Annotated in this window: 1 pseudogene; it reads right to left on the bottom strand. The window is 37.8% G+C overall.

Features of this window, described 5'->3' with window-relative positions:
- Positions 1-287: 287 nt before the first annotated feature.
- Positions 288-1,456 (bottom strand): annotated as a pseudogene (locus tag ACFVAD_RS24240) (IS3 family transposase).
- Positions 1,457-1,530: the final 74 nt, after the last annotated feature.

Genomic DNA, 1,530 nt, shown 5'->3' with positions numbered 1-1,530 from the left:
TGGTCTTCTGTCAAGAAAGTGGACAACACTTTAGAGAGAATTTTTTCATAATCTTCAATAATGGTGAGCTTTTCTTTACATTTTAAAGAAGCTATTTTTCTGCTAACTAGTTTTTATCTTGTATAAAAGATCCCAGTTAGAGAATTCTCGTTGTCCCGCAACTTGACATGGAGCCTCTGCGGGTATGACCACGAGCCACAAAGCCACTTGGATAGGAACCAGTGGCTCGCCAGGTAGGCTATCATACCCGCCCCTCCATGTAAAGTTGCTAAGTTGTTTTACCCCCTTTATGCAGCTTTTTTATCATGTACTTGCCTTTTCGTATTGCTTCGCTCGTATTCATTTGGTGATACATATCCTAGTTTAGAGTGACTTCTTCTTTCATTATAAAAACTCATAATATATGTCCAGATTTCCTTTGTTGCTTCTTCTCGAGTTGTGAATTTTCTTCGATACACTAATTCTTTTTTCAGTGTCGCAAAAAAGGACTCCATACATGCATTATCATAACAGTTTCCTTTTCGACTCATACTTATTTTCATGTTACATTCCTTCAGGCGTGCAATGTAATCACTCGATGTATATTGACTACCACGATCAGAGTGATGAATTAAGCCCTCAGGGGGTTTTCGTTGATTTATAGCTCTGTTTAGCGCTTGTAAAGGAAGCTCCTTTGTCATGGTTTTGTTCAAACTCCAACCGACAATCTTTCTGGAAAACAGATCCATTACTGTAGCCAAATACAACCATCCTTTTAACGTCCAAATGTAAGTGATATCTGTTACCCACACTTGATTAGGCTTTTCTGGATTAAACTCGCGATTAAGTAAATTCGGATATATTGGTTGATTATGTTTGGAATCTGTCGTAACCACAAAACGTTGTTCCGGTATAGCACAAAGCCCCATTTCACGCATGTATCTTCCAACGGTTTTCTCTGAAATTAAAATTCCATCTTTATGCAACTCTCTTGTGATTCTAGGACTTCCATAGACTTCTCTATTCTGAAAGAATAGCCCACGAATTTTGGCCATCATCAACAATTTTCGTTTCTTTCTATGGGTTTCCTTTTTATTTTTCCACTTGTAATACCCACTCTTGGATACATTCAATACCTTGCACATCTTCACAATTCGATAATCTTTCCGATGCTGAAAGATAAATCGATAGATTACTTCTGGCTTTTCATGAAGATGTGCGCCGCCTTTTTTATGATTTCGTTTTCCTCCTTCAATTCATTTATTTGATCCAGTAGTTCCTTCTCACGTTTTTTATATTCCCCAGGAGTAATGTAACTCTCCCCAACTTTTGTTTTCTTTCGATAAATGCTAACCCAACGTGATATGTTCTTTGGCGACAGGTCCATTTCTTTACTGATATCCGATGCTTTGTTTCCCTCTTCTACTACTAGTTTGGCAATGTATTCTTTGAATTCAGGGTCATATCTTTTACTCATCGTAACACGCTCCAGTCCAGATACTTGTTTTTACAAGTCTCTCCAAACCGTGTCTACTTTATAGTCTAGACCCA

The organism is Sutcliffiella sp. NPDC057660 (assembly GCF_042800035.1).
Taxonomy (GTDB): Bacteria; Bacillota; Bacilli; order Bacillales; family Bacillaceae_I; genus Sutcliffiella_A.
This window is presented reverse-complemented; position numbering and strand designations above follow the sequence as displayed.